Raw genomic sequence first — 24,885 nt, 5'->3', positions numbered from 1 at the left:
GTCTCTTGTGAAATTGTGCTCGATTTCAGTCAACTACGAGGCATCGCGAGGTGGCGATACAAGGTGGCTCGGCCTATGCCGAGTACGGCTGCGATTTCGCTTTTGGGTGTGCCGTCTTCGATCATGCGGTGAATTTGTCGGGCTTTCGCAGCGTCGATGCGTTTGGGTTGTCCGCCGACACGGCCGCGCGCTCGGGCGGCGGCGAGGCCGGCGACAGTTCGTTCCTGAATGAGTGCTCGCTCGAATTGTGCTAGCGCACCGAATATTTGGAAGATCAGCATCCCACTCGGCGAGGACGTATGGATCGTCTCTGTCAGTGATTTGAACACCATTCCTCGTGCTCGAAGGCCTTCGACCGTTTCGATCAGGTGCGGCAGTGACCGGCCGAGTCGATCGAGTCGCCACACGACAAGTGTGTCTCCGTCGCGAAGGTGCTCGAGTAAGTCGAGTAGTTCAGGGCGATCGTTCTTTGCTCCGCTCGCTACTTCTTCCCACACCCGGTCGCACCTGGCCTTCGCCAGAGCGTCTCTCTGCAAATCCAGCACCTGATCGGTGCCACTGACCCTCAGGTATCCAAATACGGCGCTCACAAGGGATTACTGTCTCAGAAACGTCGGACACGCTCCAGTGGTCGCTACCGAAGGTGAGACGGGTTTCTGAGACACGTCACAGTTCAGTAACGGAGGTGAGTATTTTCGACTCCGTCCTAGGCTGAGCGGCGACAACCCTCAATTTGTTCGCCGTGCGCAGTCCTGGGCCCGAGCACCGATCGTGTCTCAGCATTCGGTGACTCAGTAACGGCCGTTTTCGACACTCAATCCTCCTGTGATCCTGCTGGTCTTCCCGACGGGGTTCGGTGTGGTCGAGTTCGGCGGGTCTGTTCACGCCCTCCCTGGTCGAACCGGGCTTGGTTGCGACATCCAGCAGTTCGCAGCCAAGGGCGAAGCGCCGTCCCTGGTTGATGTTTGGGTGTGTATCAGCTGACGTAGGCGCCGGTCGCGGCTGTCCAGGCGATAGTGCCGTTGATGAACGTTTGGTATTTGCTGCCGTCTGGGTTGGTGAATTCGGCGGCTTTCGGGAACGAGAGTGATCCGCTGGGTCCGCCGATGCTGTTGTAGAGGTCGCGGATCTCCGCGCACACCTGATATGGCGAGGGCCAATAGGACTGGCAGTTCCCGGCGACAGCCACCGTCGGAACGCCGGGCTCGGCCGGTCCGGCTGAGGCGGTCGTGAAGCCGAACAGTGTTGTGCCGGTGATGATCCCGGCAACAGCGAACGCGCGAACAAAGGTGTTGATCGGTGAGTGCATCGGATCGTCCAATCGTGTGTGAGGAGAGGGGCGAATCGCACGCCTTGCAGAAGTTCGGAGAGCTACCTGGCCCTCCATCCCCCCGGGAGGTAGCGGCTGTCGACACCTATCGGTAGCGACGCTAGCAGTCAGCGTTGAGCGGTCTACGGGTAATTCCGACAAATCAGTTAGCCCTGCTTGATACATAGGCAATAGTCGAACGCTGATATGCGCCACGCGTGTCACAGACCCCTCGTCGTCCGGGAGTAATCCTGTGACTCACCTCCAAACCCCCACCTCGATGGGGGGTGGCTATTATTCTTCAACCAAACTATGCGGGGTTTGGCAATTGTCTATCGAGTGTAGACAGCCCTGCGATGATGACGGTTATTTGTCCTCGCGCCATCTATTTTGTGGGATTTCAGGCTGGCCATGCACGACGTCGGCAATGCTGATGTGCCCAGCCTTGGATTCATGTGGGAGCCGAATCGGCGCGAGCCCCATGTTCTCGCGGCGTTCATTGACTGAAAAGACATACTGCGCAAATTCGGGTTTGACGTGCACATCAGGGAACTCTAATCGCATCTTGTGGACGATTCTATATCCTTCGTCGTACCACTCGAACTGATTTAATCCAGATCGCCACAGCGGTCGCGCGCTGAACCCATCTAGCTCTTCTATAAAGAACTTTTGAAACGTATCAGTCCACGCCATTAGGTCATCCCCGAGGGCTTTGCTCATGCCGATCTGGTTTGGAAGCACAAACGGCCCAGAGCTGCCGACTACGAGCTCCCGCGAAGGCCAAATGGAGCTAGGATGACCAAAATCAGGGTGAACTACAATGGTAAACACGGAATTACATCCTCATTCCCATGGCATCGCAAGCCCCTGTACGCAGCCACTCCACTGTGACGAGTACTGATTCTGGCCAGCCCAGCCAGTCACAAAAGTGCCACTGGGCTCATTACCGACGGACACACTGTTCACCCCGGATGATACATTGCCTCTCTGGCGGCCGAAGTTGCCACTGTCTACATTGGGATAATTTTCTCCGTTGAAGGTGTAGAACGTGCACCCGAGGAAGTCGTACCAATCTTTTCGCGTCGGCGGATAGTTTGAAAAATGGCCGGGGTCGCCGCTGACGGCAGGGTTTGGAGCCATGTGAGTGCGGAAACGGCCACAATATAAGAATATGGGAGCAGCTACGCCGCGAACTTTGAATACGGCAAGAGGCTGGTCCGCTTCCATTTCGTATTCCATGCAAGGTAGGACATCGCTCTCATAGTTGTCGCCTGGCATTGTCGGCTTATCTACCGACATCAGTGGCCAGTAGAGGCCGCGATTGATCACGATGGTGCCAGCAATTTTACCGTTCTGAAATTGCTGCTCATACCAGATGTCACTCGTCTGTACGGCATCCGCTGTGGGGAAACCGTAGGTGCCGGATTCGTAGCCTGCAGCTGCCCAATCCTGCAAAATTGTGCCGCTCACAACCCGCGCTCCATGGCTGGGGTGCCAATAGATGACACCGTTTTGGAAGCGGACCATCGCGCCTTGACCACCGGGAAGCCCTATTTCGTCACCAATCGGATAGCCGAGGAAGCTTCCGCCGGGTGCGGCGCCGCCCACGGTGTTCCATTTATCGCGTATCGCGCCGTTCTTGATAGCGGATCCGACAGCGTTCTGGAACGCGACATAGATCGCGCCGAACTGGAATTCTTGGCGGCGGCCACCGTCGGGGAGCACGATCTCGTCGGTGGTCGGATATTTCAGCCAACCACCTTCGTAGCCGTGGACGCCCCACCGGTTGAGGAAGCTGTTCACGACTGGATGTGCACCGGTAGCGCCGGACCAGTAGATCGGACCATTTAGAAATTGTGTGCGTGCGCCGGTATTGCCTGGGTTGGTGAGTTCTGGAGAGTTGGGGAAGGACAGGAAGCTTCCTGGACCGCCCAATGAGTTGTACTTGTCTTTGATGGCTCCGCACACCTCGTACGGTGATGGCCAGTACACCTGGCATCCGGCCGCGACCCGCGCCATTCGTTGGCGTGCTTCCATGGTTTCGGCTTTGTCAGCGTCGGCCTTGGTGAACGGCGCGGGAATCTCTTCCTGGTCGGACCGCATCTGACCAGGAACAACGGTCGCCTTCGGGTCTTTAGTCGGTGTCCAGTCCGGATCCGGTTCAGCGGTCTTCGACGAAAGCTCATCGCTCTCCGGCTCTAGCGGTTGATCGGCCGCCGGCGCTGCCGGTAAAACGGGCGGATCCACCAGCGCGGGGGCAGGCGGCGCGACCGGCGCAGGGCTTATCGGTTCCGCTGGCGGATCGGGAGCGGTCTTCGGGTCCGGAGCAACAGACTCGGTGGTCGTCGGCGGTTTGGTTTGCTGCGCGTTGTCCGGAGTCGGCGTCAGTTCTGTGGGCTGCGGCGCCTCTGGCGATGGTGACGGTGCCGTTGTCGATGGTGGCGGTGCCGTTGTCGATGGTGACGGTGCCGTAGTAGGGGTCGGCTCCGCTCCCGCTAGCGCGGCGGGAGTTGTCAACACGCACAAAGCAGCTGCTGAAATAGCAAGTAGCCGAATACTTTTGCCTCGCCGATTCCCCTGAAGCATCTGTCGTTTTCTTCGCATAGCAAGTACCCCTCCGAAAATTTCTCAAGATCCCCGAATGTCGTCCCCGCCGCGAATATTTCGCGGGCTTTACCCCTACTTGGGGTAGTGCATCGAATGCGCAACAGTAGCCAGGTATCACTCTGGTAACAGCAGTCACAGGCGTGACCGGCGGGTGCCGGTGTCAACGTCGCCTCGATCAGGCGCGGCTGGGTACAGATGTGCCTCGCGCCTACCGCACGAAGAGCAGGTATTCGTCATCTGGTGACGGAACAGAGGTCGTGACGCCCCATGTCACGAGCGCAGGGAAGCAACGACATCGGGACGCCTTGCCGATGAAGCCAATCTCGTTCCTGCTCATAGCGTTGCAGAGTTTTCAGTGCGTCGCTGTGGTACTGGACGTGATCGACCTGAAATCCGCTGCGGGTCAACGTTCGCCGGATCACCGGTAGAAAGTCGATCAGGAACGAGGTTTCGTGTGTGACGATCGGCGGTGTTCCGGATTCAGCCACCGCATCCGACCACACTCCCAGCGGGCGTGCGGGCGAGCCCGCTGTGAATCCGGCCGTGATAGCAGGCCACCGCCAAGGTCAGCCACCGCTGCAATTCTCTCAGTGTGAGAACAGCTTTCGCGTCACTGTCGTAGGCACCGCGCTCGCGCGGATTGGAGAACGTCGTGCCCGGCAGTTCGTGCACCATCTGCATCATGGTGCCGATCACACGCTCGACAACGCCGCCGTAGTGCGGCTGTCCCGGAGGTCGGTACTCCAGTCGAATACCGTGCTGTGCACACCCGCGACGCAGGGCCTCGCTTTTGAACTCTGCAGCATTGTCGAGGTAGAGCTCGCGGGGTTTGCCGCTCATCGGCCACACCGCGTCCACGCCGAGAGCTTCCAGCCCCGCCCGCTTGTCGGTCACGGTGTGCGCCAAACACAATCCGACAGATGTTGCCGAGGGCTTATCCAACGTCACGACAAGCCCGACGACGCACCTACTCATGACGTCGATCGCGGCTGTCAGATACGGCCGGCCAACCGGCAGACGGTGCCGCTCATCGACGACGATCACATCGATCGGAGTGTGATCGATCTGAACTCGGTCCAAAATCCTGTCGATTGCGGGTGGGTTACCGCCGGCGGCCTATCGAGTGCGCGCGGCGTCCTTCGCGTATCGGGCAGTCACGGTCTTTTCTGCGTCCAGCTTCGCAATCCGTCGCTCGACCGTGCCGCGCGAAGGTGCACTAAAACCACGAATCATGCACTGCCGTTTGATATCTCGAAACACCGACGTCGTAGTTGGACGCTGCCGTGTCAGATATCGCGTTTGGAGCACGAAGCGAACGATGGCTTCCACCTCGTCGGCGAGCCGTTCGCCTGCACGCCCTCCGCTGGACTTGGCGGGAAGAAGAGAGGAGACGACGCCACCGCCTGCACGCCATTTGGCGAGCAGGAGGTATACCTGACGTCGTGAGACACCAAGGTCAGCGGCCGCGGAGTCAACGACGGCGTGGCCGAGGGGGCTGTGCTCCGCAAGTTTGGCAATGACAACTGCGTTGCGTACAGCGGAATCTCATGCCTCATCGGACGCAGTGAGAACACTGCGCTCCACCACTGCGTCCTCGGCCATTCGGGAAGCTCCGTCGTGCACGGTAGTACGGACCAAAACTGACCGTAGTGCACACGAGTGATGCACACCGCATTCACGAAGTCGCCTGCACAGCCAACAAACCCGCACGTCATCGGTGCAGCCGACTACAGACATTCACACCTGTAAACGTTGCAAGCGCGGGGCCTGAGATACGGGGTGCCGTGATCCCCACCCTGTAGGACCTGTCCACCGGAGTCTCGCGCGACGATGCTTAGCCCACAGGCATAGCCGGGCAATTACACGACAAGGTGGTTCGAAGTGGCACTCGGAAACAAATCTCGGTTCGCGAAGTACATCGCCGTCGCGGCGGCAGCGGCAACCATCCCGATGCTCGCCGCGTGCGGTGGCAGTGACGGCGGGGACAGCAGCGCCGCAAACCCAGCGTCGGCGGACGACTTCACGTTCGACACACCCTCGGAGCAATCGTCGGAAGCTGCGAACGTCGACGTCTGCGCACTCTTGTCGGAGCAGGACGCAGCCGACGTCGCCGATGCCGCTGGGCTTGCCGGCGGCCGCAAGGCCGGGATCGAATACTCCATCACCGCAACGAAAGTCGAGTACGACCCTGCCGTCCAGGAATACTCGCCGACCTCGGGGTGCAAGTTCGTCTTCGACTCCGTCGACACGGACGGGGTCGCCAGTAACTCGGGCGTCGTCGTGATCGAAACCATCCCAGCGGACAACTGGGATCTCTACACCGGCGACGGCACACCGATTCCTGGTCTCGGCGACGAAGCATCGACCGTCGCGGGCACGTCCTATGTCCGCGTTGGCGACCTCATGTTGCGAACGGGGCAGAACAGCTTCACGGACTCGTTCATCGTGGAGCTGTACAAGAAGATGGCCCCCAACCTCTGAGCGCCCGCTGGCGATTCAGCGATCGAGGTCCGACATACCTTCGACCAGAAAATATTGCGCCGCTGCATAGGTAGCGAGGATGGCGCCCTCGGAGATTCGACGGGCAGGGTCACCGCGCAGGAACAGGCGGCGAAACACGATGAGCCCGTCGGAGACGGTGAACAACAACGCTCCGAGAGCAAGTCCGCTGCGTGGATCCGCGGTCGGCACGACGAGTCCACCAACGGTTCGGGCGTCGGGAGCAAGTGCCGGATCCGAGGCGAGGGTGGTCGCGGTGGCAAGGGTGACGCCGTACGCGCTGAGCGGCAACGCGACCGCACGTGAGCGGGCGCGCACCAATCCCGCTGCAGCGAGCCACCCGACGACTCGCGGCACAACTGCGGGCGCAGTCGGCCGAGCGTTGTGCCGGAGCAGCAGGGCCGTGTACGCGGCCTGCATTACCGCGAAGGATGCTGCACCTCGGACGAGCTTGGTGTCGTCGTCGGGATCGATCAGCAAGACATCACCGAGCGTTGCGGCGCCAAGACCACCGAGCAGGAGGTTGCGGTCCGTGCCGCGCGCCCGCCGATACGCTCCGACGGCAAGCGCAGGCGCGATCAGTGGTTTCGCGAACTGCTGCACCCGCTCGCTACCGGCGACCGCGCCACTCACGGTCGCCACAGCTGCGGCACCGAACACTGCGTGCTCGATCCGAACCGAACTCATCGCACCTCAATCGTCGTGGGTCAGGTAACGCTCGACGTCGGACAATGCCTGATCCAACTCGTGATCAGGTAGATGTCGACGGACCTTGGCGAGCAGTTCGGCAACGAGTTCGCCGATCTCGCCGCGGCCAGCGTCGTTGCCACACGTTACAGATCGTCGCCCGAGCGCATCCTCGATATCGACTCGAACCGGCATACCGTCACGCAGCCAATCCTCGGAAGGCTTTGTCGCGGCGTCTGTTACGGCCTCCGACGCTGCCCACACAACGTCGAATTCGTCGGCAGCCAACACATCGTCGGAACGATGCGACCGCGGTGGACCCGTGACGCATGCCAGCCGAGCCACCGTCTCCGCCGCCTCGATCGTGATCAGGACGTCACGGTGGAAGGTGGGCAGAAACAGCACTCGAAGAATCTGCACGCCTGGCGTGCGACCGACCAGATCGAAGCCGGGTTCACCCATGCCTGCCAACGATTCGTTGACGCGACGGTCCAGTTTCATGACGTGGCCTCGAGCGCCGCGTCGCAGCGGTCGGCCAGGGTGAGAAAGCGCGCCCCCCAACCGCTGGACAGGCTCACCTCTTGCACAGGTCCGGTGGGGACGAACAGCGACCGGATCTCGAACTTCGGCAGGTCGGCGGCAGTTCGGGCTGCTCGGATGGCGGCGCTGATCTCGTCGACCTCGGCAAGCGCGTCGTCGGCTCCGAACCACGACGACCAGGAGAAGTCGTTGTCCGGTTGCGACAGTAGTGCGCGCAGGTCGTCGAACACCGCAAGCAGCTCGGCACGAGGATCAGCAGTCATCAGACAACCAACACTAGTGAATGGCGACGCTCGCCGCGTAGAACTGCAGGTGTGCCGCCGCTGCGTCGTCCCAGCTGAAGCGCTCGGCGAGTGCCCGTCCACGCTGTTGTCTGCTCGGATCGGGCTGCAGCGCGCCACGTAAGGCGGTCGCCATGTCGTCGATCTCGGCGACGTAATCGACGGCGTCGCCGAACACCTCCCGTAGAACGGGCAGATCACGCGCGACAACGGGGACACCTGCCGCGAGCGCTTCCATCGCAGCGAGACCGAAACCCTCCTTCGTCGAGAAGAACGGCAGTACCGCGGCTCCCGCAACGAGGGCTGGCAACTCGTCGTCGGCCACTGCACCCAGCACGATCGGTTGGATGCCCAGGTCGGCTGCGCGTTGCTCGAACCGCGCTCGATAGTCCCGGTAGTCGAACAACGTCTCACCACCGGCGAAGACGAGGGTGAGGTCGGGCACGTGCGGAGACAGCTGCGCGAACGCGTCGAGCAGGTCGATGCTGCCCTTGCGTGGCTCGATGCCACCGACCGCCAAGACGTACCTGCCGAGTTTCGACTGCCATGCCGACCGCTTCTGCACCGCAACGGGATCCGCGCCCGCCGCTGCGGCGAACTTGGCGGAGTCGACGCCGTTCGGAATCACCGTCGCGTCGAATCCCCACCCTTGCCGCACCTCCTCCGCGACTGCCGCAGACACGCAGATCCGCGCATACGGCGTTGTGATCGCACGTTCGTGGCAGGCGATCAGCTCAGGTGTGGTGAATTGATCGAGGTGGTGGATGGTACGGATGCAGCGTCCCACCGCATTGGCGCTGATGCAGTCCTGCGCGTGGACGATGTCGTAACTCTCTTCTTGAAACGCGTTGCGCAGCAATCTGATAGAACGCAGGATCCGCTCACCGACCGTCTCGGAGTCGATGGGTTCGAACCGAACGAGCTCCGTCCGCACGCCGTGCCCGACCTCGCGAAAGAAGCCGACGTCGCCGCCACGCGCCAAACTCCACACCGTCACATCGGCACCCGCACGGCTCAGCGCCTCGGCCAGATTCAGCGTATGAACCACGCCACCACGGGGTTTCGTCGAGTAGGTCAGTAGAGCGATCCGCATCAACGGGCTGCCTTCTCGTCCAGCAGGTTGTGATAGGTGTCGACGCGTCGTTCCTCGAGATGACGCAACACGCGGCGCGCGCGCTCGACTTCTCGCTCGATGTCGATATCCGCAACTGCGAGACCACCTTTCGACCAGGTCTTCGCAAGAACGTCACCACCAGGACCGACCACCTTCGCCTGGCCGAGAAACCGCAACGAGCCGGTCACTCCGGTCTGATTCGACGACGCCAACACCACTTGGTTCTCTGCTGCGCGGGCCATGTCGTACAGGTCGAACAACCGCGCCTGCCGATCGTTCGGCATCCTCGATGCGCGATCGGTGACGCTCGCCGGCCACGCCGACAGCGCAGCGATGGTGGTCGCGCCGTCCAGTGCCAGCGTTCTTGCAGACTCGGGAAACGTTTTGTCGTAGTCGATCAGCATTCCCATTCGGCCGACCGGCGTATCGAAAGCTGTGAACCCCGAACCCGCTGCGTACGCGAGATGTTCGCCTGCAGGCTGGTGCACCTTGCGGTGGTGACCGAGGATCCCGTCACCGGTGAGACAGGTCGCGGCGTTGTAGCGCAGACCCCCGGCCGACTCGGTGAATCCGATGCAGACGGTCATGTCCCGCGCCCATGAGCAGAGCATCCGGATCTCGGGTCCGTACGGATCGATAGCGGGCGGTATCGACGCGGGATCGGGGTTGCGCAGATCGCCGATGTACCCACCGAGGGTCGCGTCCGGCAGCACGAGGAGATCGACCTCTTCGGCGGCGAGCCGCTCGAGGATGCCGCCGAGTTTCTCCAACGCCCGGCCGATGTCCGGGCCGAAATGTCCTGCCAGCGCCGCAATCCGAGTTGTCCCCACGCGAATCCCCTACGCCGCGGCCGTGTCGCGTACCCGAACGCCGATACGATCCGCGAGAAACTCCGCGTCGCGAGCAACCGCGGCGAATCTGCCTGACCCCCAGGTGTGTTGCCAGGGCAGACCGAGGAAGAAGAGACCCTGCACCGCGGTCACCCCGCGGTTGTGGCACGGATGCCCCTCGCCGTCGAATACACCGACACGAAGCCAGCCGTAGTCGGTCCGGAAGCCGACCGACCACACGATCGAGCCGATGTTCGACGCTGCAAGGTCCAGTTCGGTCTGCTCGTGTTCGGGACGCCACACAGGGACGTACCTCGCTTCGAGGGGTGCATCGATACCCTCGCGCTCGATGTAGGCGTCGATCGAATCTTTGATACTTTCCGCGACGGCGTCGGCAGCGTCGAGCGACGCTTCCAGTGTCGGGGCAAACGTCATCGTGCCGTCCACTACATCGATCATCCTGCCGTAGAGCGACATCCCCTCTAGCGCGAACTGACGCAGATCGATATCGCGGCCACCGTCACGACCTGTCACATAGTGATTTGTGTTCTCACGCTTGCCCAATCCGCCCGGTTGATCGTCGATCGGTACGTCGTAGTGCCCCATGTCCTGTAGCCACGCTACGCAGTCCCGACCACGATAGAAGCGCGCAACCCGGGGTGCGTTGCCCGCAACCAGATGGACCTTTCGGCCATCGAGGTGCAGGTCCTCCGCGATCTGGGCGCCGGATTGTCCGGTCCCGACGACCATCACATCACCGACGGGAAGGTCTGCGCTGCAGCGATATTGCGACGAATGCAACTGCTGGATCGTTGCGGGTAGCTTCTCGGCGAAACGCGGAATGGTCGGTATGTGATAGCCACCAACCGCGACGACGACCTGACCGGCATGCAGCGTGCCAGCCGTCGTATCGAGCTCGTAGCCGCCGTGCATCGACTGCCGGACCGACGTCACCGCAACGCCTTCACGAACCGGAGCATCGAAACTCGACGCATAGCCGCGCACGAACTCGTACACCTGCTGGCGCTTCATAAACCCGTGCGGATCGTCGCCTGCGTAGGAGTAGCCGGGAAGTGCGCACTGCCAGTTCGGGGTGACCAAAGTGAAGTTGTCCCAACGGCTGTCGAGCCACTCGTGGGCGATGGTGTCGCGTTCGAGTACCACGTGGTCGACACCACGCCGCGTCAGATGCCAGCTGATCGACAGCCCGGCCTGGCCGCCGCCGATCACGACGACCTCATGATGTTGTGTCATCGTGCGATTCCGTTCAGCGAAGTTGCATCCGTGGGAAGTTGTCCGGTCATCGACAGAACGAGCACGTCGCCGGGCTCCGAAACCCGTTCTGCCGCGTGGATCTCGTCGAGTTGCGCCAGCGCCGACGTGCAGTACACGCCGTACTTCGCGCGTACCCGTTCGCTCGCCTCGTTCAGCGCCTGCGCGGCGCGACGAACGAATTCTGTTGTCGAATAGCTTCTTCCGACCTCGAGGTAGTCGTGCATCACGAGCGACGGCGAGTAGCAGGATTGGGTGCGACCGCCGGGCCACTGCACGACAAACGTCATCTCAGGCATTGACGGTCTCCAGAACCTCGTTCGGGATCCCGGGTTGGCCGACGACGCCGAATTCGGCGATCACGTCGTGGTAGAGGTCGGGTCGGCGATCACGGAGGTTGTACATGCCGCCACCGCGGGCGAGGCCGAGGACTTCCGCCACATCGACTGTCGCAGTGGCAAGTCCGGGTTCGACTCCTGTCGTAGCGAGGATCTCGCCACCCGGCCCGACGATCTTCGCGCTGCACACGAACCGTAGCGATCCGAATGTCCCTGCCTGATTCGCGGCAACCCACACGATCTGGTTTTCGACAGCCCGTGCCCGATCGAAGATGTCGAAGCGCTGCTTCCAGCGGTCGTCTTCCAGATTCTCGACCGTCGCAGTGCGCGACGTCGGCCAGGCCGACAGCGATGTGACGATCTCTGCGCCGTCGAGCGCAAGCAACCGTGCTGCCTCGGGGAAGGCCTTGTCGTAGCAGATCTGCATACCCATCCGGCCCACCGGAGTGTCGAAGGCTCGATAGGTGTCTCCCGCTGCGTAACAGAGGTTTTCGCCGAGTGGCTGATGCACCTTGCGGTAGGAACCGAGGATGCCGTCGCCGCTCAATGTGACGGCGGTGTTGTATCGCACGTCGCCGTCTGCTTCACAGAACCCCAGTGTGATCACCAGGTCGCCTGCCATGTCGATCACCCGGCGCAGTTCGGGGCCGTCCAATTCGAGTGCAGGTGGCAGGCTTCGAAGCCGACGTGCCTTTGCCTCGTCGCTCTCGTCCCCGCCGCCGAGGCTCGGCAGGTATCCGCCGAGGCAGGCTTCGGGAAGGACCAACAGTTGGCTGCCGCGTTCCCGCGCTGTAGCAACGAGATTGGCGATGGTGCGGTATCCCGCCTCCATGTCGCGGCCGAATTCGGCGGCCGCCACCGATATCGTGACGTTTTTCATGATGCTCCCAATCCAGTAACGGTGCTGTGCACCGCGAATGTCGTTGCGCCATCGGGCCAGCGGAGGCTGACTCCTGGCGTTGTGGTGAGGCGGCCGCATACTGCGCTGTGGGCCGGTCCGGCAGGCGCTACCCGAGCGCCCGGCCGGTCTGCTGTGATCATGGCGAACCCGGGAAAGCAGGTGATCCATTCGCCGAGGGTGGCATCGGTCGGCCGCGGTATCCGTGCAACCTCGAGTTCGGCGCCGAGTCCACTCGCCTCAGCGAGCATCCCTGTGGTGCCTGCCAATCCGGCCATGCTGACGTCCTTGGCGGCGTGCGGTGCGGTGTCGGCTACGAAACGTCCCATTGCCCGCAACTCCACGCTGGACCGCGTCGACGTCGAATCCCACTGCTGACCTTGATATCCCGGCCGCCAGCCCCCGTCGAGGTCGGCCGTGAGCCGTAGCTCGTCGCCGAGTTTGCCGCCGCCGCCACGAACGGGATTCGCGGTACGACCGAGAGCTGTGACGGAAAGCGCTGCCGGAACGCCCAATTGCGTGTGACCGCCGAGCACCGGGACTCCCCAGGTCGCGCTGGCCTTGGCAAGTCCGCGCACAACTCTCGTCAGGATCGAGTGGTTGGGCGCACCGACCGCGTCGAGCAGGCCGACAGGTTCGGCGCCCATCGCCGAGAGATCGTTCAGATTGACCAGGGCGGCGCACCACCCTGCCCATTCCGGATCGCGCTGCACCATCGACGGAATGATGGCGTCACATGCCGCGATCAGGTCGGTACCTGGTACCGGTGCACCATCGTCACCTCTGAAACCGTTGCCACCCAATGCCGTCGACTGCTCACGCAGCGGTGCGAGCACGCCGGCCAGTAGCGCTTTGGTGGCGGCGACGATTCGTTCGACGCGGTCGATCGGCCAGCGCATATGCACGTGCGGCGCCCTGGCGATCTCGACATCGCCGAGCCGCACCCACCCGAGCCGGGTGAACATACCCTCGTACCGCAGGGCAACGGTCGCCTCGAAACGCAACACGTGATTGGACTCTGCATAGGCGCACGCTGCCTGTACCAACGCTGGACCGACGGTTCCCTTACGCCGCCCCTCGTCGACGACGAGTCGGCTGCCCGTCCACCAACCGAGGTCGACGGCAGTCGCGGGTGCCAACCTGACCCCGCCGAGCACAGTTCCGTCGTGCGCCACCGCCACGAGCACCCGGGTCCGGGGATCGTCGTCGATGTCGTCGGCATCACTGCCCGAAAACAGTTGCTGCTGCGCGACGAACGACTCGTGCCGCAGCGTGCGGTAGGCCGCGGACTCACGAGCCCCCGCCACTCGAATCAGATAGCCGGGCGCATCGTGGGAGGTGCGTGCCGGCCCCGTCAGCACACTGAAATCGGCGGTTGTGATCGTCATGTCAGCCTCCTGCGCTCGAAAGGACGCTGCAGGCACCGCATGCAGCGCAACCCGCTCGCTGATCGGAGCCGAGCATTCCGGCGTGTTGCAACTCCTTGGCCACCCGCCTTGTCACGTCTTCGAGCACATCCCTGTTGGGTGCCGACGCATGATCGACGTCGACAGCGAGGGTGCCGCCAAGCGGACGAAACGGAACGACGAACGGGTAGACACCCATGTCGATGAGTTCCGCTGCACCGGAAGCCAGCTCGTCCGGATCCTCGCCGAGACCGACAAGGAGATACGTCGACACCTGGTTGCGTCCGAACACCCGAACGGCTTCCGCCCACGCAGCGCGATATTCGCTCATCGGGACTGTCGCCTTACCCGGCATCCACTGTCGGCGGACGTCGTCGTCGAGCGACTCGACATGGATGCCGATGGCATCGGCACCCGCCTCGCGCAGCTCGGAAATGGTGGCCAGATCACCGGGCGGTTCGCATTGAACTTGGATAGGTAGCTGCGGCACAACCGCTTTGACTGCTCGGACGCAGCGCGCCAGATGCCGCGCGCCACGATCCTTGGCCGCCGACGTCCCCGTTGTCATGACCAGCTGCGTGACACCGTCGAGCCGGACCGCTGCCTCGGCAACCTCCGCCAACTGGTCGGGGCGTTTGACCGCAATGGTGGATCCCGCCGCCAGCGACGCCTCGATCGAGCAGAACCTGCACCGCTCGTCCTCGCCGTAGCGGATGCACGTCTGCACAACCGTCGTGGCAAGAACATTCGAGCCGTGCAGTTTCGCGATCTTCTCGTAGGAAACTCCGTCTGCCGTCTGCAGGTCGTAGAACTTCGGACGACCGATCGGCTCGATTTCCATCCCGATATCAGCGCCGTCGAGGAGCAGTTTGTTGCCGGCAAGGGAGTAGGGGCTGTCGGATCGAATCGGCAGTGCTGCACCGAATCCCCCGATCAGCACATGCCCGTCGTCGCTCGGTCCAGCGCCCGAACGACGGTGCACCGGAGTCGAACCGCCACGAATACCGAGTAGTGCAATGTCTACTCGCGTCGACACGTCGCTCATATCGGTCCGACCTCAGACCTGATAGGTGGAGTTGATGATCGCGCCCTTGCGTGCGTAGTGGATCAACGCGTCCTGTACGTCGAGCGGATGCGCCGGGATGACGCCCTCGATCAAGTCTTCTTCGCGTGCGCCGTGTAATGCCAAGCCGAAGCGGCAGGCGAACACCTTGCCGCCTTCCTTGATAAATGCGGCGAGTGCGTCGTTGATGTTCTGCTCGCCAGGAAAGCCGCTGTCGCCCGTGGTCGGGAAGCCGCGGTTGGCGATGGCGTTGATAGCGCCGGGTCCGTAGAAGTAGATCGCCGACTCGAAGCCTTTGCGCAGCGCGCGGGTGGCCTGCAGTACCGCGACGAAGCTCACCGACGATTCGTGTGCAATGCCGTGCACGAGGGTGAAGTAGCTTTCGCCCGACTCCGCCTTGTAGTCGGGGAAGATCTTCGTCGACCCGTAGATGTTGGTGCCCTTCGGCAGCGACGGGTGCGGAATCTCGGCGAGCGACTTCGTGATGTTCGCTTCGATGGCCTGCTCGATCTCGGCGAGGGCGGTGGGTGTGGTTGTGGTGGTCGTCGGTGCGGACACTGGTTCCTCCTGGAACGATGCGATGTAGCTGAAGGTCTGGGAAGCGGGGAGTGGGCAACCTTGCCCTGATTGCTAAATTTCACGCCTCGCGTATTGCCGTCTGGTCACATTGGGAACAAGTGCAGATGACGGAAAGCTCACGGGTTGTGCGGTCGTCGAGTTGTTGAATCATGTTGTGCTGCAACGTATTTAGTGGCTTGTTAGGATTGCGCAGTAGACGGCCGACAGGTCGAGTTATTCGCCGTGTAACACAAGTCCTGGCGACCAGCCAAAGCGGTTTTACGACCGAGGTTTGCGTGCGCAGCCCGCCGTAACATCGACGCAACGGACGTTCACACCCGAGTCCGGAACAAATACGGATCGGACATATCAGTCGAATCCGGATTTGCGCCGGTACGCTCGAAGGAGTGAAGAGCACCTGGCGGACCGGCGGAATCGTCGCGGTGTTCGTTGTCGTGAACAGCGTCGGTGCCGATACCCTCGCGCGCGGCGGCGACGATCCCATTCCGCAGCCTGCCGTCGAGATACCAGCCATCGGGCTGGTTGCCGATCCTGCGCCGCTGTCGTCGACGATGGTCGCGGGGATCAGCGAGACCTCGGCTCCCGATAGCAGAATCGGCTTCGACGAAACCTCGGCGTCGACCCTCGCCACCACCGGTACCGACGAGTTCCCCTATCTGCGCTACACGGTCAAGTTCACTCCCGGGACCGACGCTGCGACCATGTCGTGGCGTGGCCGGTCGGTCAATCGGAACGACATCGCGATGCACGTCTGGGACGCGGTGGCACAGACATGGGGTACACCCGTTGCGGCCGCTACGCCGGTCACGCCAGGCGGCGTGGTCGAACTGTCCGCCAAGGTCACCGGGTCGGAGCGCTTCGAAAGCGGCACTGCGGCAGTACTTGTGATCGACAGTCCGCGTATCGATGAAGGTTTCGAGACGCGAAACGCGGTGCCGGACGAGCAGTTTGCCAACCCCGAGTCGTACGACTTCGCCTTGCAACACATCACCGACACCCAGTACATCAGCCGTGACGATCCCGAGGTGTACGAGTCGATGACGCAGTGGACCGTCGACAATGCCGAGAAATACAAGGTTGCGTACTCCATGCACACCGGTGATCTCGTGCAGAGTCATATTCGGCCCGGTCGCCCGGAAGATGCGGCGCGCAAAGAGTTCGAAGTCGCCAGCGAGTCGATGAAGATCCTGGAGGACGCCGGTATACCGCACGGCGTGCTGCCGGGTAACCACGACAACCTGTGGAACGCGGCCGGTCGGATGATCCCTGGCGAGCACGAGAAGAACCACGCGTTGTACAACGAATTCTTCGGGCCACAGCGCTACCAGGATCGCCCGTACTGGGGTGATTCGTTCACCGACGAGGACAATTCGGCGCACTACGACCTGATCGACATTGCCGGCGCCAAGTTTCTGATGCTTTACCTCGGCTACAACCCGCCGGACAAGGTGATGCGTTGGGCAGAAGGCGTTCTCGACGATCATCCCGATCACAACACCGTGATCGGTACGCACTACTACTTGAACGAGTTCGGCGACAAACCAAACATGGGATTCAGCGACATCCACGCGAGTTCGGGCGCGCAGATCTGGAATCGGCTTGTGAAGCCCTACGATTCGGTGTTCATGGTGCTCTCGGGCCACATCGACGGACAAGCGACTGTCATCGACCACAACGTCGGTAGAGACGGCCGAACCGTCACGCAACTACTTTCGGACTACCAATACTTCGAGGTCGAGGGCGAGCGGCGGACGGGTTTTCAGCGCATGCTGCAGTTCGACATCGACGCAGGAAAGCTGGCTGTGACAACCCATTCCCCGACACTCGGCTCGTTCCACCCGGAACGCTTCGACCCGCAGAATCGCTACGAAGCCGGATCCGGCGAGTTCGTCGTCGACTTCACGCTGCCCGCCGACCTGCCACGCCGGGTGAGTGCCGAAGGCTGAGGCTTGCGACTCACGACGGATCCCGTGCCAGCACTGACAGTGCAGCCCAACCTTGTTCGCGCAGTGTCCTGGGCAGCAGTAGCCATGATCGGTGTGCTGGATCCCGCAGTTGGTCGGCAAGCACTCGAATTCGGCCGCGGTCGTTTCCCTCCAATCGACCGGCTTCGAACACGGGTGAATCAATTGCGCAGGCAAGCAGTGCTGCGTCGTCCAGGTGCCGACCTCGATCCCGCGAATCCTCCTTATAGGCAGCACCTTTGAGGATCAGTGCACCCAAGGCATCAGGCACGCTCAGCGTGGTCGCGGCATTCGGCTCGAACTGAACCACGCAATTGACCGTCTTACGGAGCGCAGAAGTCCCCGCCGGGATCCGGAAGACCTCGCGGCCAGCGACTTTCGGAATATGCTTCGGCGCGAGATGATCGGCGACCATGACGTCGACCCGATCCTCGCCGCGCGCGAACCTGTGTACAGGATTCTTTCGCGCTGCCGGATAGTGCAATTCGTACCCGATGCTTCCAGTGCCACGCGTGCCTGGCCGAAAGTTGTTGCACCGGTTTCGATATGCAGCACCATGTCCACATCGACGGTCACTCGCTCCAGCGGTAGACCCGCGTGTATTGCGTGTAGCTGCACCATGAGACCGCCGACCAGCGTCCATCGGTCACCGGGCAGTACTCGGCCGATTTCGACCACCTGGGGCCACGGTGGACCCCACCCACCGGCCGGAGCGGGAACATGCCACAACGGGCGGTCCGAATCAGCCACGCCCGAACACCGCCGAGTGCAGCGACCCGAGCTCACGCAGTCCTGCCGCCCGTTCGCGGGTGTTCAACGAATCGGCAAGGTCCAGAGCGACAGCAGCCAGCGGTGGACGTCCGCGGGCGAATACGTCGACACAAGCAACCCCCCTCAGCGTCACGTTCCCCGCAGCATCGTCGACCAACGCAAATCTTTCCGTAAGCGCGTCGACGTCGCCGACCGGCAGGTACGCGTCCAAGTGTTTCTGCGCAGGCGTCAGGCCCCACTTTCGAAGGTTGTCAACGTGGAGCGCCGACCCACCAGTTGGCACGACACGGGACGCGATGTCGTCCAGCATCGTCGTGTGGCATCGAAACCGCCGAACCCGAGCCCGCTGTCGTGCGAGATACACCAGATCGTCGACACTGGACCTGCGAAGACGGTGCATCAGCCGGGTCCGCTCGACAGCCGAGAGCCATGGCGCATCCGAGTCCGAGACGATCGTCAGCGCCGCCCACGCGATCCGCTCGCTCCACGGACGGCCTCGACGTCGCGGCTCTTGCGCCAGCCGTTGCACCGACTCAGCATCGACGACGAATGTGCGACCGAGCAGTCGCGCGCCCTGAAGCTGACCATCGGATGCAAGACGCCGCACTTCGCGAGGGGTCACCCCCAAAATCTCTGCAGCCGCAGTCGAGGTCAGCTCAGCCATACACATATCATCCCTTATCGGGCTATATGTGTAAATAAAACCAGTCGAGGGCCGGTCCTATGCGTTTGCCGGGTCCAGCGTCCGAACCCGGTCCCGACGTCCCCGCGGGGACGTCACATCTCCGCTAGCCAAGTCCCAGATCCTCCAGGCCGAGGAGTGAGCGATATTCCAACCCCTCGGCGGCGATGATGGCGTCGGCTCCGGTTGCCCGGTCGACGACGGTCGCGACACCGACGACGATCGCACCGGCGTCACGCAGCGCCTTGACCGCGGTGAGCGGTGAGTTGCCCGTCGTTGTCGTGTCTTCGACGACGAGTACCCGTTTGCCGACGATGTCGGGTCCCTCGATCTGGCGCTGCATCCCGTGGGCCTTGGCGGCTTTGCGGACGACGAAGGCGTCGATCGGACGACCTTCGGCGTGCATGATTGCCATGGCGACCGGATCGGCGCCCATCGTGAGTCCGCCGGCGGATTCGAAATCCCAGTCGGATACCAACTCGCGCAACAACTTTCCGATCAGCGGTGCGGCAGCGTGATGCAGGGTCGCTCGGCGCAGGTCGACGTAGTAGTCGGCTTCCTTCCCCGACGACAGTGTCACCTTGCCGTGAACAACAGCCAATTCGCGCACAAGCGCGGCCAGATCGTCGCGTTCGGTCATGGCTGCAACCTTAGGCGAGCAGGCGTCAGGTGCGGCCGCGGCCCTTGCCGACGACGTTGTTGATACCGCGCACAACGCGCTTCGGAATCACCCGACTTGCCGCGGTCAGCACTTTGTACTGCACGCCTGGGATGCTGAGAATCTTGCCCTTCTCCAGGTCGTCGAGTGAGGTCGCGACGACCTGATCGACGTTGAGCCACAACACTTTCGGCAGGTCCATCGCAATGCCCGCACGCTCGTGAAACTCCGTGTGCACGAATCCTGGGCACAGCGCCTGAATTTCGACGCCGGTGCCGCTCAGTCCACCGGCAAGGCCCTCGGTGAACGAGATGACGTACGCCTTGGACGCCGAGTAGGTCGACCCGCGCCCCGACACCAACCCGGCGACGCTCGCAACGTTGATGATGCGGCCCTTCGCCGACGCGATCATCGACGGCAACGCGGCTCTCGTCAGCTGCATGACCGCCGTGACGTTGACATCGAGTTGCGACTGCAGCACCTCGGGGTCCAGCGTCCAGAACTCGCCGGTAAGCCCGAATCCCGCGTTGTTGACGAGGAATTGGACGCCCTTGTCAAGGCGTCGCGCGACGTCGTCTCGACCTTCGGCTGTCGCAAGATCCGCGGGCAGGATCTCGGACTTGGCACCGTAGCGACGGTCCAGATCGGCTGCCAACGCAGCCAGCCGCTCCTCGTCGCGGGCAACGAGCACAAGGTCGTAGCCGAGGGAGGCAAGCTTGTTCGCAAAACCAGCGCCTAGACCCGAGGTAGGACCGGTGACAAGTGCGACAGGTCGCGTCGATTTCGACGGCACGCTGGACGACATGGCGGCTAGCTTAGCGGCTCGCGCGAACCGATCCGGCTGACCTGAAACTATCGGGCTGTTCTATCGGCGCGGATCGGCGTCGTGAGTGGACCAGTCGTCCGGGGGCAGCCTGCGCGGCGCCGGCGGTTGCGGTGCAGGCGGCCGCTGCTGGCGCGCCCGCTCCGGCGCCGGATACCGCGGCGGTGGCATCACGCGCGAATCGCCCTGGCTGACGTCGCGGACCTGGTGGGCGTGATTGTCACCGCTCTGGAATGCAGCACCCTGTGCTGGCACCCGAACGGTCTGGGCGGACGCGTCTTCGGCACTACGCGGCCTCGGCCGACCGGGGTCGTGGCCTTCCTGCGCCAAACCGTGCGGCCCACTGGCCGGTGGGAGCACGTGCAACATGCCGGACAGCCGGGCGACAGCGTCGATCGCCGTGTCCCACTCGCGACCCGAGGTCGCAACGGGAAGCGCACCCAATGTCCACATGCCTTCGCTCCACAACATTCCCAACTTGGGTGGGAGCGACTCGGTGAACGTCACCATCCGCTGATCGCAGACGCGCCGCGCAATATCGAGATCGGTGGCGAACATGATCCGCTGACCGATGCCACCGAGAAGTTCGAGGTCGGCGTCGCGCGGCGGTGGTGTGGACTTGAGTCGAAGATCGATGTCGACGTCGGACCCGATCTCGCGGCGGACAGCGACGATCGTCGCCGTCTCCTCCAGATCGAACAGGAAGAACTGCTCACCTCGTCGAACACCGCTGACGATGTCGACAGCGGACAGATAGTCCTGCTTCGCCAGAGCGGCACGGCGCCACGTGGACGGCAGATTCGGATCGAGCGGCGTGTACGTGTACCCCTGCGCCTTGGCCCAGATCTGCCGCACCCTGCCGACCCGTTGCCGCTGGATGTGATCGATGTACAAGAGCGCGCCCGCACCAACGAGTGCGATCGCTGCAAGGCCGAACCACATTGCGGTCATCGCTCAATACCCTAGCTGTCTCGGTCGCCGATCTAGTTTCCGAACCCGCCGACGTCGATCGCCGTGTCGACGATGACCTTGGCGAGAATTTCGTTGTCACCCTGCGAATCGCCCTGCACAGCGATCGAATTGCCGACCTTCAGATCGGACACGTTCGAACCGTTCAACGAAATGATCTGCGTATCGCTGTCAGTGCGGACCGTCACTGTGGAACCGTCGATCGAATCGATCTCGATCGTCGAGCCGTCGTTGCTGGTGATCGTTCCGAGCGCGGCGCCGAGACCCGCGATGTCGGGCAAACCGCTCGGGAGCTGCAAACCCGTCGGGAACTGGAAGGTCGGGTCCGCGGTGGACGGCGACCCCGGCGTGGTCGGCGCCCTGCTCGGAGTCGGCCGCACCGACGAATTGCTGGCGGTGTTGGAGCTGTCGTCGGAGCCGCCACCGCCGAACAGCAGTGCAGCGCCGACACCTGCGGCAACGACGAGAACGGCCGCAACTGCGACCGCGATCCACATACCAACCTTGTTCTTACGTGGCGGCTGCTGACCGGACCCCGGCGGCTGGTGACCGCCAGGCCCACCAGGAGGTGGATAGCCACCCTGCTGGCCGTACGGATCCCCGCCGTACTGAGCGTCGTACGTGGGGAATGCCTGTGTGCTGTTGTAGGGCGGACGGTTCGGGTCGTACGGCTCGGCAGCCGGATACGACCCGTACTGCCCGTCGACCGGATAGCCGGCCGTCGGGTACGCCATCGTCGGATTCGCAGGCGGCGACCCGTACGCCTCGGTCGGGTCGTTCGTGTAGTTGCCACCCTGCGGGTAGCCGGCGTTCTGATCCCCGAACTTCTCGGTCGGTGCATCGAACGGCCCGGGTCCGTTCGGTCCGGGACCGTACGGTCCCGGACCACCGGGCTGACCCTGTCGAGGATCGTTCGGGTTCGTCATAGCTCACCAGCGTAGGCCAGGAAGTTACTTCCCGACGTCCAGTGCACTGCCATCTTCGACGACACCGACCGGCACCGTGTCACCGTCGTGAATGTCGCCCGCGAGCAACCGCTTCGCCAGCTGATCCCCGATCGCCTGCTGCATCAGCCGACGCAACGGACGCGCACCGTAGACGGCGTCGTACCCGCGCACCGCAAGCCACATCTTCGCGGCCGGTGAAACATCGAGCGTGAGCCGGCGAGCCGCCAACCGCTTCTGCAGCTGCACGAGCTGGATGTCGACGATGTCTTCCAACTGCTCCTCGGTGAGTGGGTGGAAGATCACGACGTCGTCGAGCCGGTTGATGAACTCCGGCTTGAACGCCGACCGGACCGCCGTCATCACCTGATCCTTGTCGCCGCCTGCGCCGAGGTTCGACGTCAGGATGAGGATCGTGTTGCGGAAGTCCACCGTCCGACCTTGGCCGTCGGTGAGTCGACCCTCGTCGAGAACAGCCAGCAGGATGTCGAACACGTCCGGGTGCGCCTTCTCGACTTCGTCGAACAGGACGACCGTGTACGGGCGTCGACGGACCGCCTCGGTCAGCTGGCCACCCTGGTCGTAGCCGACGTAACCGGGAGGCGAACCGACAAGCCTTGCCACCGAATGCTTTTCGCTGTACTCGCTCATATCGATCCGGACCATGGCGCGTTCGTCGTCGAACAAAAAGCCCGCCAACGCCTTTGCCAGCTCGGTCTTGCCGACGCCGGTCGGACCGAGGAACAGGAACGACCCCGTCGGCCGGTTCGGATCCGCAACGCCTGCCCTAGCGCGCCGCACTGCGTCCGAAACAGCTTGCACCGCTTCGGCTTGCCCGACGACACGCTTGCCGAGTTCGTCTTCCATCCGGAGCAGTTTCGCGGTTTCGCCTTCGAGCAGCCGACCGGCGGGAATGCCAGTCCATGCCGCGACGACATCGGCGACGTCGTCCGGCCCGACCTCCTCCTTGAGCATCACCTGCTCGTTGGTCGGAGTGGTCGCCGTTTTCGCGGCAAGTTCCTTCTCCAACGCGGGGATTCGGCCGTACCGCAGTTCCGCGGCCTTGCCGTAGTCACCGTCACGCTCGGCCCGCTCGGACTCTCCGCGCAGCGTCTCGAGCTGTTCCTTGAGATCGCGGATCACGTCGATCGCGTTCTTCTCGTTCTGCCAGCGGGTGCTGAGCTGATTGAGCTTTTCCTGCGAATCCGCAAGTTCCTGGCGGAGTTTCGTCAGGCGCTGCTTGGACGCATCGTCGGTCTCCTTCGCGAGTGCGACCTCCTCGATCTCCAGGCGACGCACGCTTCGCTCGACCTCGTCGATCTCGACGGGCCGCGAATCGATTTCCATGCGCAGGCGCGACGCAGCCTCGTCGACGAGGTCGATCGCCTTGTCCGGCAAGAACCTCGACGTGATGTAGCGGTCGCTCAGCGTTGCCGCAGCGACCAGCGAGGAGTCGGTGATGCGCACACCGTGGTGCACCTCGTACCGCTCCTTGAGTCCACGCAGAATGCCGATCGTGTCCTCGACACTCGGCTCCCCGACGAACACCTGCTGGAACCGACGCTCGAGCGCAGCGTCCTTCTCGATGTACTTGCGGTACTCCTCCAGCGTCGTCGCGCCGACCATCCGCAGCTCACCGCGGGCAAGCATCGGCTTGATCATGTTGCCTGCGTCCATGGCGGATTCGCCTGTCGCACCGGCGCCGACGATCGTGTGGAGCTCGTCGATGAACGTGATGATCTGGCCCGCGGAATTCTTGATGTCGTCGAGGACGGCCTTGAGCCGCTCCTCGAACTCACCGCGGTACTTCGCACCGGCCACCATCGAACCGAGGTCGAGCGAGACAAGGGTCTTGCCGCGCAACGATTCCGGCACGTCGCCCGCAATGATGCGCTGGGCGAGGCCTTCGACGATCGCCGTCTTACCGACGCCGGGCTCGCCGATCAGGACCGGATTGTTCTTGGTACGACGCGAAAGCACCTGAACGACACGACGAATCTCGTTGTCGCGTCCGATCACCGGGTCGAGCTTGCCGGTCCTGGCAAGTGCGGTGAGGTCGGTCGAGTATTTCTCGAGAGCCTGGTAGGTGCTCTCCGGATCGGGGCTGGTGACGCGGGCACTACCGCGCACCGATGTGAAGGCATCGCGCAGCGCAACCGGTGTCGCCCCGTGAGCGACAAGCAGTTTCGCGACGTCGGAATCGCCCGAAGCGAGGCCGACGAGGAGATGCTCGGTCGATACGTACTCGTCGTCGAGCTCGGTCGCCAGATGTTGCGCGGCCGTGATCGCGGCGAGCGACTCGCGGCCGAGTTGCGGCGTCGTCGTCGCACCGGTTGCACGTGGCATCCGGTCGACGGCGACCTGCGCCTCACGTCGAACGGCGGCCGGATCGACACCGACAGCCTTCAACAGCGGAGCGGCGATGCCGTCCGTCTGATCCAACAACGCCACCAGCAGATGCGCCGGCCTGATGTCGGGATTGCCGGCGGACGACGCCGACTGCAATGCGGCCGTCAGGGCCGCCTGGGTCTTGGTGGTGGGATTGAACGAGTCCACTGGTCACCTCTGTCTGCATTTAGGACTACTAGTTCTGTGGACAGGTCTACCCGACCACGGTGGTCCGCAGCCTGTCATAGATCACAACGCACAAA

Annotated in this window: 27 protein-coding genes; 2 read left to right on the top strand and 25 right to left on the bottom strand. The window is 63.0% G+C overall.

Annotation, left to right across the window (positions count from 1 at the left end; translation table 11 throughout):
- Positions 1-29: 29 nt before the first annotated feature.
- The 7 genes from JGU71_RS11595 to JGU71_RS30565 all read right to left on the bottom strand — a co-directional run bounded on the left by JGU71_RS11595 (position 30) and on the right by JGU71_RS30565 (position 5,224).
- Positions 30-590 (bottom strand): recombinase family protein, encoded by a 561-nt coding sequence (locus JGU71_RS11595; protein ID WP_199704270.1) that lies wholly within the window; start codon positions 588-590, stop codon positions 30-32.
- Between the two features lie 386 nt (positions 591-976).
- Positions 977-1,309 (bottom strand): LGFP repeat-containing protein, encoded by a 333-nt coding sequence (locus JGU71_RS11590; protein WP_199704269.1) that lies wholly within the window; start codon positions 1,307-1,309, stop codon positions 977-979.
- 366 nt (positions 1,310-1,675) lie between these two features.
- Positions 1,676-2,140 carry a hypothetical protein gene (locus tag JGU71_RS11585; protein ID WP_233529025.1) on the bottom strand — a complete coding sequence of 155 codons (465 nt, stop codon included), beginning with the start codon at positions 2,138-2,140 and terminating at the stop codon, positions 1,676-1,678.
- Between the two features lie 12 nt (positions 2,141-2,152).
- Entirely contained in the window at positions 2,153-3,556 is a 1,404-nt protein-coding gene (locus JGU71_RS11580) for an LGFP repeat-containing protein (protein ID WP_307829600.1), read from the bottom strand.
- Between the two features lie 593 nt (positions 3,557-4,149).
- A complete protein-coding gene (locus JGU71_RS11575) occupies positions 4,150-4,404 on the bottom strand; it encodes a Mu transposase C-terminal domain-containing protein (protein ID WP_199704268.1) in 255 nt (84 codons plus the stop codon).
- The gene (locus JGU71_RS11570) at positions 4,397-4,996 is read right to left on the bottom strand and encodes an integrase catalytic domain-containing protein (protein WP_199704267.1); all 600 of its coding nucleotides are present in this window, start codon (positions 4,994-4,996) and stop codon (positions 4,397-4,399) included. The genes JGU71_RS11575 and JGU71_RS11570 overlap by 8 nt, the downstream gene beginning before the upstream one ends.
- 36 nt (positions 4,997-5,032) lie before the next feature.
- Positions 5,033-5,224 carry a DNA-binding domain-containing protein gene (locus tag JGU71_RS30565; RefSeq protein ID WP_372433149.1) on the bottom strand — a complete coding sequence of 64 codons (192 nt, stop codon included), beginning with the start codon at positions 5,222-5,224 and terminating at the stop codon, positions 5,033-5,035.
- A gap of 573 nt (positions 5,225-5,797) precedes the next feature.
- On the opposite strand from JGU71_RS30565, the gene JGU71_RS11560 reads away from it, so the two are divergent.
- On the top strand, positions 5,798-6,397 hold the full coding sequence (locus JGU71_RS11560; protein WP_199704266.1) for a hypothetical protein: 600 nt from the start codon (positions 5,798-5,800) through the stop codon (positions 6,395-6,397).
- Positions 6,398-6,412: 15 nt separating this feature from the next.
- Here the strand turns inward: JGU71_RS11560 and JGU71_RS11555 are convergent, their stop codons facing one another.
- Genes JGU71_RS11555 through JGU71_RS11505 form a run of 11 tightly spaced genes read right to left on the bottom strand, consistent with a single transcriptional unit; the run spans position 6,413 to position 15,402 of the window.
- Complete coding sequence (locus JGU71_RS11555) at positions 6,413-7,102, bottom strand: lysoplasmalogenase (RefSeq protein WP_199704265.1); 690 nt, start codon at positions 7,100-7,102, stop codon at positions 6,413-6,415.
- Positions 7,103-7,108: 6 nt separating this feature from the next.
- The gene (locus JGU71_RS11550) at positions 7,109-7,603 is read right to left on the bottom strand and encodes a hypothetical protein (protein ID WP_199704264.1); all 495 of its coding nucleotides are present in this window, start codon (positions 7,601-7,603) and stop codon (positions 7,109-7,111) included.
- Positions 7,600-7,905, bottom strand: coding sequence for a hypothetical protein (locus JGU71_RS11545; RefSeq protein WP_199704263.1), 306 nt, complete (start codon positions 7,903-7,905; stop codon positions 7,600-7,602). Before JGU71_RS11545 ends, JGU71_RS11550 begins: the two co-directional genes overlap by 4 nt.
- Before the next feature lie 13 nt (positions 7,906-7,918).
- A complete protein-coding gene (locus tag JGU71_RS11540) occupies positions 7,919-9,016 on the bottom strand; it encodes an MSMEG_0565 family glycosyltransferase (RefSeq protein WP_199704262.1) in 1,098 nt (365 codons plus the stop codon).
- Positions 9,016-9,867: a carbon-nitrogen hydrolase family protein gene (locus JGU71_RS11535; protein ID WP_199704261.1), complete on the bottom strand. Its 852-nt coding sequence runs from the start codon at positions 9,865-9,867 to the stop codon at positions 9,016-9,018. The genes JGU71_RS11540 and JGU71_RS11535 overlap by 1 nt, the downstream gene beginning before the upstream one ends.
- A 9-nt stretch (positions 9,868-9,876) precedes the next feature.
- Positions 9,877-11,121 (bottom strand): MSMEG_0569 family flavin-dependent oxidoreductase, encoded by a 1,245-nt coding sequence (locus JGU71_RS11530; protein ID WP_199704260.1) that lies wholly within the window; start codon positions 11,119-11,121, stop codon positions 9,877-9,879.
- Entirely contained in the window at positions 11,118-11,438 is a 321-nt protein-coding gene (locus JGU71_RS11525; protein WP_199704259.1) for an MSMEG_0570 family nitrogen starvation response protein, read from the bottom strand. Before JGU71_RS11525 ends, JGU71_RS11530 begins: the two co-directional genes overlap by 4 nt.
- Positions 11,431-12,357, bottom strand: coding sequence for a carbon-nitrogen hydrolase family protein (locus JGU71_RS11520; RefSeq protein WP_199704258.1), 927 nt, complete (start codon positions 12,355-12,357; stop codon positions 11,431-11,433). The genes JGU71_RS11525 and JGU71_RS11520 overlap by 8 nt, the downstream gene beginning before the upstream one ends.
- Complete coding sequence (locus JGU71_RS11515) at positions 12,354-13,763, bottom strand: MSMEG_0567/sll0787 family protein (RefSeq protein ID WP_199704257.1); 1,410 nt, start codon at positions 13,761-13,763, stop codon at positions 12,354-12,356. The genes JGU71_RS11520 and JGU71_RS11515 overlap by 4 nt, the downstream gene beginning before the upstream one ends.
- 1 nt (position 13,764) lies before the next feature.
- The gene (locus tag JGU71_RS11510) at positions 13,765-14,826 is read right to left on the bottom strand and encodes an MSMEG_0568 family radical SAM protein (protein ID WP_199704256.1); all 1,062 of its coding nucleotides are present in this window, start codon (positions 14,824-14,826) and stop codon (positions 13,765-13,767) included.
- 12 nt (positions 14,827-14,838) lie between these two features.
- Positions 14,839-15,402 carry an MSMEG_0572/Sll0783 family nitrogen starvation response protein gene (locus JGU71_RS11505; protein WP_372433148.1) on the bottom strand — a complete coding sequence of 188 codons (564 nt, stop codon included), beginning with the start codon at positions 15,400-15,402 and terminating at the stop codon, positions 14,839-14,841.
- Positions 15,403-15,809: 407 nt separating this feature from the next.
- On the opposite strand from JGU71_RS11505, the gene JGU71_RS11500 reads away from it, so the two are divergent.
- Positions 15,810-17,369, top strand: coding sequence for a metallophosphoesterase family protein (locus JGU71_RS11500; protein WP_307829599.1), 1,560 nt, complete (start codon positions 15,810-15,812; stop codon positions 17,367-17,369).
- A 10-nt stretch (positions 17,370-17,379) separates the two neighbouring features.
- Here JGU71_RS11500 and JGU71_RS11495 read toward each other — a convergent pair whose 3' ends face one another.
- From JGU71_RS11495 to clpB, 7 genes are all read right to left on the bottom strand, one after another.
- The gene (locus JGU71_RS11495; RefSeq protein WP_233529024.1) at positions 17,380-17,802 is read right to left on the bottom strand and encodes a hypothetical protein; all 423 of its coding nucleotides are present in this window, start codon (positions 17,800-17,802) and stop codon (positions 17,380-17,382) included.
- A gap of 327 nt (positions 17,803-18,129) precedes the next feature.
- Positions 18,130-18,822, bottom strand: a complete 693-nt coding sequence (locus tag JGU71_RS11490) for a helix-turn-helix domain-containing protein (protein WP_199704255.1) — start codon at positions 18,820-18,822, stop codon at positions 18,130-18,132.
- A gap of 124 nt (positions 18,823-18,946) precedes the next feature.
- The gene (gene pyrE / locus JGU71_RS11485) at positions 18,947-19,480 is read right to left on the bottom strand and encodes an orotate phosphoribosyltransferase (protein ID WP_199704254.1); all 534 of its coding nucleotides are present in this window, start codon (positions 19,478-19,480) and stop codon (positions 18,947-18,949) included.
- A gap of 25 nt (positions 19,481-19,505) precedes the next feature.
- Complete coding sequence (locus tag JGU71_RS11480) at positions 19,506-20,303, bottom strand: SDR family NAD(P)-dependent oxidoreductase (protein WP_199704253.1); 798 nt, start codon at positions 20,301-20,303, stop codon at positions 19,506-19,508.
- Positions 20,304-20,363: 60 nt separating this feature from the next.
- Positions 20,364-21,263, bottom strand: coding sequence for a TtfA family protein (locus JGU71_RS11475; protein ID WP_233529141.1), 900 nt, complete (start codon positions 21,261-21,263; stop codon positions 20,364-20,366).
- A gap of 41 nt (positions 21,264-21,304) precedes the next feature.
- On the bottom strand, positions 21,305-22,216 hold the full coding sequence (locus JGU71_RS11470) for a DUF5666 domain-containing protein (RefSeq protein WP_199704251.1): 912 nt from the start codon (positions 22,214-22,216) through the stop codon (positions 21,305-21,307).
- A gap of 24 nt (positions 22,217-22,240) precedes the next feature.
- Complete coding sequence (gene clpB / locus JGU71_RS11465; protein ID WP_199704250.1) at positions 22,241-24,790, bottom strand: ATP-dependent chaperone ClpB; 2,550 nt, start codon at positions 24,788-24,790, stop codon at positions 22,241-22,243.
- Positions 24,791-24,885 lie beyond the last annotated feature (95 nt).

Origin of the sequence: Antrihabitans stalagmiti (assembly GCF_016482825.1) — a bacterium.
Classification (GTDB): domain Bacteria; phylum Actinomycetota; class Actinomycetes; order Mycobacteriales; family Mycobacteriaceae; genus Antrihabitans; species Antrihabitans stalagmiti.
The sequence above is the reverse complement of the archived record's forward strand: the minus strand, read 5'-3'. Positions and strand labels throughout refer to the sequence as shown.